This window comes from Kitasatospora sp. MY 5-36, assembly GCF_001182915.1.
Lineage (GTDB): Bacteria > Actinomycetota > Actinomycetes > Streptomycetales > Streptomycetaceae > Kitasatospora.
In genome coordinates, this window is sequence record NZ_LFVW01000083.1 from 22,282 (window position 1) to 28,942 (window position 6,661).

5 protein-coding genes are annotated in these 6,661 nt (G+C 71.9%); 1 reads left to right on the forward strand and 4 read right to left on the reverse strand.

What is annotated here, in order from left to right; genetic code table 11:
- Window positions 1–47: 47 nt before the first annotated feature.
- The 4 genes from AE652_RS06800 to AE652_RS06815 form a co-directional block, all read right to left on the reverse strand.
- Window positions 48–1,025 (reverse strand): hypothetical protein, encoded by a 978-nt coding sequence (locus tag AE652_RS06800; RefSeq protein ID WP_053111989.1) that lies wholly within the window; start codon window positions 1,023–1,025, stop codon window positions 48–50.
- A complete protein-coding gene (locus tag AE652_RS06805) occupies window positions 1,022–3,220 on the reverse strand; it encodes a hypothetical protein (protein WP_053111990.1) in 2,199 nt (732 codons plus the stop codon). The genes AE652_RS06800 and AE652_RS06805 overlap by 4 nt, the downstream gene beginning before the upstream one ends.
- A complete protein-coding gene (locus AE652_RS06810; protein ID WP_049650250.1) occupies window positions 3,217–4,182 on the reverse strand; it encodes a hypothetical protein in 966 nt (321 codons plus the stop codon). Before AE652_RS06810 ends, AE652_RS06805 begins: the two co-directional genes overlap by 4 nt.
- A 146-nt stretch (window positions 4,183–4,328) precedes the next feature.
- On the reverse strand, window positions 4,329–5,021 hold the full coding sequence (locus AE652_RS06815; protein ID WP_234348253.1) for a Crp/Fnr family transcriptional regulator: 693 nt from the start codon (window positions 5,019–5,021) through the stop codon (window positions 4,329–4,331).
- A 470-nt stretch (window positions 5,022–5,491) separates the two neighbouring features.
- Between AE652_RS06815 and AE652_RS06820 the strand changes: the two genes are divergently transcribed.
- A partial coding sequence (locus tag AE652_RS06820; protein WP_369808274.1) for a sensor histidine kinase occupies window positions 5,492–6,661 on the forward strand: 1,170 nt, incomplete at its 3' end.

The window sequence follows — 6,661 nt, forward strand, 5'->3', positions numbered from 1 at the left end:
CCGCGACGGCTGCCGGCGCACACGTATCCGCACACGCGCCGCCCCGGTCACCGCGGGCTCCCGTTCGGCACACCGCCGGACCAGCCGTTGACGTTCGAGTGGAGCTTGACGAAGTCCGGCCCCGGCCCCGGGGGCTGCGGGGGTTGCGAGGGGTACGAGGCGGGCCCGGGGACCTGCCGTCCGAGGGCGACCAAGCGGTCGCGCAGCATCTTGGACAGCTCCTGCTGCTCCTGCCCCGTCAACTTGCCGAGCATGAGCGCCATCTGGTCCTCCCAGGTGGTTTCGCCCCGGAGCAGGTCGCCGTTCTTGACCACCCAGTCCAGGACGTCGCGCACCTCGTCGGGCTTCCTGGCCAGCCAGAGGGCCGCGAGGGCGACCGGTCCCTCCTGCACCTGGCGCCGGCAGAACGCGTACTCCTCCTCGCTCTTGACCGTCCAGTCGAAGGGCACGTCCGTCACGTCCGGTTCCCCGAGGCGCAGTTCATTGCCATGCTCGGAGGCGGAGACGTCCGTGACGCGGTAGCCGAGGCCGTAGTGGGGCAGCACGTACGGAGCCGCGAGGTACTGCACCAGCTCGTCGGGGCCCAACCTGGTGCCCGAGGCGGCGAACTGCTCTCTGAGCTGGCGCAGTCGGACGTCGAGGTCCTTGCGGACCGGCAGCCCGCCCCGGTTGGTCCGGGTCTGCACGACCCGCGCGGCATCGTGGACCCACCACAGGAAGTGGACCTCCAGCGGTTCCGTGCCGTACGAGGTGCGGAGACGGACCGTTCGCACGCCCGGCCGCTCGTTGAGGTCCACCAGGTACGCCTGGTCGAAACCGCGCAACCCCAGCCGCGCGGCGACCCCGTCCTCCGCCCCCATGCCTGACGGTCGCGGGCGGCCCTTCCCCAGCTGCTGGTAGAGCCCGTGGCGGTCCCCCAGCACCAGGGCGCAGTCGCGCCGACCGGACCACCGGTGCCGGAGGATCTCCCGCCAGGGGGCACGGGTGGCCTGGGTGTAGACGGGCGGGTCGGTGTCGACGGTCATCGGGGGCCTCCGAAGGCAGGGGCGGAGCGGAACGGCTGCGGCTCGCCGCGCCGCCAGGCCTCCAGGGCGCGGTGGGCGATGTCGCGGCCGACGAGGTCGGGGTTGTCACTGCTGTCGATCTCGACCATCAGCCTCAGCTCGCCGGGGCGCATCTCCCGGGCGAGCGCCGCGAGCAGCGTCTCCACCCCGGTGCGGAGGGGTTCGTCCCAGACCGCCCGACGGCACCAAGCGAGCAGCCTCGTGCACGAACGCTGGAAGAGGGCCTCGTCATTGAGGCAGTGCCGGACGAAGGCGATCACCGGTTCACTGAACTCGCCTTGCACGGGAAGCTGTTGCTGAAACCACGACGGGTCTCGAAGCAGATCGAGGAAGGCCGTGTACGCGAGCGCGGCGTCATTCTTCGACTGGTCCGCCCACTCCATGAGCTTGCGGAAAACGGCCGCCTGGTTTCCTCCCGCGAAGAGGCTCCCCAGTGCCCAGCGAACGTTCACGGCGACGGTGCGCTCGACCTCCCCTTCCCCTCGATAGCAGCGCCGGAGCAGTGAGAGCGCGAACTCCGGTCGGGCCGCTCCGAAGTCTCCTCCACAGGCAGCGGCCGTGGTCGACCGGAGCTGCCAGCCGCCGTTGAAGCTCCAGCGGTCGAGGCGGTGCTTCACCTCGCTGACGAGAATCGGGTCCTGGGCCGCGATCCCCAACGCGTAGGCGGCGATGCTCTGGCTCTGCGTGTGCTCGGACCTGGCCAACCTGCGAATGTGAAGCAGTGCCTGACGGCCGCCGCTCCACCCCGTGGCGAGCCCCACCACTCGGCCCATGGGCTCGGCCAGGTCGGACTCGGTACCGGGAACCGTGTTGATCCACTCGGTCAGGAGTCCCGAGACCTCCCCGTACTGCCGCCACACGTGCCGCAGAACCGTCTCCGCCTGCCGGTGCCGTTTGAAGCGGATCGGCTCCACCGTGTAGGAGTAGCTCGATGTCCTCCGCGTCCCACCCGGCGCGTACTCGGCCCGGATGATCGCCAACAACTCGTCCAGAGACCGCCGGAAGACGAATCGGGGATTCGGCCGCGGGGACTCGCCCCGCCTCGGCCGGCTCTGCTCACCCTCCCCCTCCGCACCCGACCTCAGCACCGCGTCCAGGCGGCCGTCGGCCAGCTTGAGCAACCGGTCGGTCTCGTTCCGGACGATCCGGTGGTCGAGGCCCTCCAGGACACTCGTCACCAGCAGCAACGCCAGCGCGTCCGGGTCCTCGCGGATCTCCTTCAGGAGGTCGGGGACCTCCGTCTCCGCGAGGAAGCTGAGCCGCTGGCCGAGGTCGGCCGGGTCGGGGCCGTCGTCTCCGGACCGGCTCACCTCGTCCACGAGTTCGGCGACCTGGGCCGGCATCAGCTCGGGCGCCAGCAGTTCGTCCAGGTCCGCTTCCAGCCGTTGGAGCAGCGCCCGGCGTCGTCCCTCGTGGGGCACCACGGCCTCCAGGCGCGCGTCGAAGACCGCACGCGGCGACGGAGGCTTGTAGCGCACCGGGCTCAGGTCCAGATCGCGGGCCACGCCGCGCAGCCGGTCGGCGTCGTCCGGCAGCATGACCACCATGAAGGCGTCGGCGTCCTCCAGCCTCTGGCGCAGCTTGGCGATCGAGGCCGGTCCGAGCCGGACCGTGGGCGAGAGGCCGTGTACCAGGTAGCCGCGTGCCTCGGCGTGCGTCGGCCGCCAGGACGACAGGTCCGAGTCGCTGTCGAGCGCGCGCAGGGCCAGGCTGTTCCCGCTGCTCTCGACCAGCAGGTTGAGGGCGGTGGTACGGCGCCCGGTGCCGGGTTCACCGGCGAGGAAGAGCAGGCGGGTGCCGAGCGTGCGCAGCGCCTCGGGGAAGCAGTCCGGCCTCGCGAATCCCGTCCGGGCGGCGAGGACCTCCATCCCGGAGATGGGGCCGTCCTGCGCCTCCACCCGCTCGCCGCCACCGGGGGCGGCCCCGGCGGCGCCGTTCTCGACGCGCTGGTCCCCGTGCACGGAGCCGGTGTTGATGTTGCCACCCGGCGCGTAGATGAACGGGCGGTCCGATCCCCACGCGGCGAACCGGTCCGTGAAATCGCCTTCGAGGTCGTCGGGGTCGAGGTCGGGGTCGAGACCTCGGTCGTAGTCCCGGTCACGGTCACCCGGTGCGCCGGACGGCCCCTCGATGGCCGGGCGCCCGTCGGGGTTCACCGGCGGTGCTCGTTCTTGTCGCCGTGGACGATGTCGCCCAGGTTGCCGTTGACCGTACCCACCTTGTGCCCCTCCACGCGGTCGCCGCCGTAGGAGTCACCGCGCACGTTGGTGACGGTCTGGCTGCCGTGCACCGTGCCGGCGTTCAGGTTGCTGCCGTTGCCCCGCTGGTTCACCGCCGTGCGCGGCGCGCGGCGCTGCTCCCCGCTTCCGTCCGCCGCCCGCTTCGCCCGTCCCTCCTTCTCCTCCCGTCCTTCCTGCTCCTCCACCACCGCGTCGCCGAGGATCCTGCGGTCGTACAGGTCCCCGGACGGCGTGGGCACGTACAGCCATGCCCGCTGGTCGAAGCGCTTGCCCTCGACGGTGGCCGGCACCTCGATGAAGTGGTCGGGGTGGCGCCCGGTGTATCCGCCGGCCACCGCGTCCTGGTAGCAGCGGTCGGACAGGATGGCGGCGACCTGGGTGATGCTCGCGTTGGAGGCGGCCAGCATGGCCTTCACCGGGCGGGAGTCGAGCAGCCGGTGGGTGTCGTTGCGCGGCGTGCCGTTTCCGTCGAACTCGCCGCCGTCGTCCGGGAGCGGTCCGATGTTGAGGCTGACCCGCAGCCGGATGCGCACCGTCCCGACCGAGTGCACGTTGAACTCGGTGAGCACCTCCTGGAGGGTGTTCAGCCAGGGGTGGATCAGGAAGGGCATCCAGGCCGGGTCGAAGCCGAACACGTACCCGTCGCCGGTCGAGTTGGGGAACCGCCGGTCCTTCCAGACCTCGCCCAGTCCGGCCCGCTCGAAGGAGAGTCGGAGCAGCTGCGGCACGTTCGCGCTGATGGTGCCGTGCTCGATCGCCGGGTACCCGGTGAAGTCCTTGGCGTCGACGGCGACGATGCCCCGGTACGGCGGGAGGTGCCGGCTGCGGCTGTACGGCAGGGCGCTGGCCTCGGGCATCGGCTGGTCGAACTCCGTCATTCTCTGCTCCTTGTCGTTCCCGTGCTGACCTTGCGCCACCAAGCTTCGCGATCCGACGTCGCGCGGTGTGCTCGCTCGGTGCGGTACGCGAGTGACGGATGTCACATCCGAGGCCGCGCGGGTCAAAGTAGTGCTGGGACGGAGCGTCAGTCGCGTGGAACGTCAGCCGCGCGGCGGAGTGCGGGGAGGTCGTCGAGGGCGATGGACTTGCGGCCGGCTTCGACGCGGTGGGCGGCCAGGGCGGTGAGGCCCGCGGTGACGGTGTTCCGGGAGACGCCGAGGTGCTGGGCCAGTTCGTCCCGGGTCAGGGCGAGTTCGATCCGGCGGCCGGGCGTCTGCGCGGGGCCCGTGGAGAGGTCGGCCAGGGCGACCAGGGCGGCCGCCAGCCGGGGGACGACGTCGCCGCCGATCCGGGCCAGGTCGGATTCGCGCAGCCGGCCCATGGCGTAGCGGACCATCACGGGGAACAGCCCCCGCTCGGCGACGAAGCGCAGGAAGGCCTCCTTGGTGAGGACCGCGACCGTGCAGTCCGAGATCGCCTGGACGCTCGCGGAGCGGACGCCGTCGTCCAGGACGGCCACCTCGCCGAGGAGTTCGCCCGGGCCGCGGAAGGCCAGCAGCCGGACGTCCCCGTTGCGTTCCCGTCGGCTGACCTTGGCCACTCCGGTCCGCAGGGCGAGGACGTGGGTGCCCGGTTCGCCCTGGCGCAGCAGGGTGGCGCCGATCGGGTGCCGGCGTTCGAAGGCCTCCTCCAGCATGCCCGCCCACACCGCGTCGCCCATGAGGTGGCGCAGGGTCCGGCCCAGCGCGGCCGGTGTGCGGCTGTCGTGATCGTTCATGCGACGACCCTAGGAGGCCCGGCGCACCGCACGCAGCCGAATCGGGCCCGGCTGCGGTTCCCCTTCCGGGTGATTACCGCGCCTCCGGTTGACCGGAGTCACCGTGCTTAGCACGAACTCGGCGCGAGACGCGGGGACTTGGCGCGGAAACCCTTCGCATGAGCGAATCCGGCGCGGGTCGGCGGCGCGCGGGCGGCGCGACGAGAAGCCTGGTGGGAGGGCGGTGGCCGCTCCGGTTGCGACTGGCGTGCGAAATGTCGGGACTGTCCGGCAGATTGCCACAAGTCGGTTGCGGGACGGTATTTTTGACTTTCGGTCAGGATGTCCTGAACTTGGCTATGCTGCACCACCACGCCTCCGGAGCCGCTCCCCCCGCTTTTGTCCGTACTGTTCCGATCGTTTGAGGATGCTGAATGCTTCGAGCTGGATCGTCACCCGCCAGACGGCGCCGAGCGCCCCTGCTCGGCTGGTTGTTGCCGACGGCCGTGATGGCGGCGGCCGTGGCGGTCGCCGCGGTGGCGGTGTCCGCCGGGGCCCGGGCCGGGGTGCTGTGGTGCGGGGCGACGGGCACCGTGCTGGTGGCCGTGGTGGCCGCCGAGTCGGCCCGCCGGGGGCGGGCCCTGAGCGAGTCCCGTGACCTGCACGCCCGGCAGGTCGAGGAGTGGCAACGCAGGTTGGCCGGGCAGGAGGACGAGCTGGACCGGCTCGCCCGGGTGGAGATGCGCAGGGTGGTCGCCGGGGCCCGGTACGGGTACTCCTTCGACGTCCTGACCCGCCCGTTCGAGGAGAGCGAGGCGCCCGTCTCGCCACGGTTCCGCCGCTCGCTGGTGGCCGTCACCGAGGCCGTCGCCAAGGCCGTCGACGACGAGGTCAGCCGGCGCGACTCGGCCGAGCGGGCCTTCGTCAACATCGCCCGCCGGGTCCAGGCGATCATCCACCGGCAGGCCAAGGACCTGCGGGAGATGGAGGACCGGCACGGCAACGACCCGGCGGTCTTCGACGACCTGCTGCGCCTGGACCACGGCAACGCGCTGAGCGGCCGCCTGGCCGACAGCATCGCCGTCCTGTCCGGTGCCCGCCCCGGCCGTCAGTGGACCCGTCCGATCGCGCTCTACAGCGTGCTGCGCGGCGGCATGTCCCGGATCCTGGAGTACCAGCGGGTGGACCTGCACCCGGTGGCCCAGATCTCCGTCACCGGGCCGGCCGTCGAGCCGCTGATCCACGCCGTCGCCGAGCTGCTCGACAACGCCACCCGCTACTCCCCGCCGCACACCCACGTGCACCTGAGCGCCTCCGAGGTGCAGAGCGGGATGGCGATCGAGATCGAGGACGGCGGCCTCGGCCTCACCGACGAGGCCCGGTTCCGCGCCGAGCGCTCGATCCGCGAGGCGATGGTGTCCAAGGACTTCGACGACCTCACCGAGTCCCCCCGGCTGGGCTTCGCCATCGTCGGCCGGCTGTGCCAGGCGTACGGTTTCCAGATCTCGCTGCGCCGCTCCGCGTACGGCGGCGTGCGGGCGGTGCTGGTCGTGCCGCAGGAGCTGCTCACCACCGCGCCGCCGACCGGGCGGGCGCACGGCATCGGCGCCTTCTCCGGCCCCCGCCCGCTGCCCGCGAACCCGCCCCGGCACGCGGCCGCG

What these genes read in the sequence shown, in the direction of transcription:
- AE652_RS06800 (WP_053111989.1), bottom strand. Translation starts at nt 1,025, where the DNA reads ATGACCGTCGACACCGACCCGCCCGTCTACACCCAGGCCACCCGTGCC.
- AE652_RS06810 (WP_049650250.1), bottom strand. Translation starts at nt 4,182, where the DNA reads ATGACGGAGTTCGACCAGCCGATGCCCGAGGCCAGCGCCCTGCCGTAC.
- AE652_RS06815 (WP_234348253.1), bottom strand. Translation starts at nt 5,021, where the DNA reads ATGAACGATCACGACAGCCGCACACCGGCCGCGCTGGGCCGGACCCTG.